The 515-nt window shown below is 42.9% G+C and carries 1 protein-coding gene; it reads right to left on the minus strand.

Annotated elements, in window-relative coordinates; translation table 11 throughout:
• Positions 1 to 330 (minus strand): hypothetical protein (locus HMPREF3208_RS06940; RefSeq protein ID WP_230953118.1); only part of this gene is annotated, 330 nt, incomplete at its 3' end.
• Between the last annotated feature and the right edge of the window lie 185 nt (positions 331 to 515).

Below are 515 nucleotides of genomic sequence, written 5' to 3' on the forward strand. Positions count from 1 at the left end.
CACCAAACACATTAGCCAAAACTCATAGACGAAACTCAAGAATTTCGCAAAGCAAAGTTGAAGGAGAGAAATCTCCGTCAAAGTTCCTGAAGCTTTGCAGTAATGCTTTGCGAACGTTGCTTGTGTAGCTTTGCGGTTGTGCTTCTGCGAAAAGCGATTTTGAAGCTTTGCGGTTGTGCTTCTGCAGCCGTTGATTCTATAGCTTTGCAGTAATGCTTTGCAAACGTTGCTTGTGTAGCTTTGCGGTTGTGCTTTGCGAACGTTGTTCCTGAAGCTTTGCATCATCGCTTTGCAAACAGCGGCTATTTGTTGCTTAGTGAGCTTTAACATTAATGCTCTGCGGACGTTGAGTATTTATTGCTTAAAGAACACTAGCATTCGCGCTACTGCACGCGTCACACCAAAAATAATTTACCAACAAAAAACCAATCCGTAGCTTAGTTGCGCAACTTCAGTTGCACTGAGTAAACCACGCAGTTGCGTAACTTTCTGTACGAGTCTATGAGTTTTGTGTT

The organism is Gardnerella vaginalis, assembly GCF_001546485.1.
Taxonomy (GTDB): Bacteria; Actinomycetota; Actinomycetes; order Actinomycetales; family Bifidobacteriaceae; genus Bifidobacterium; species Bifidobacterium vaginale_D.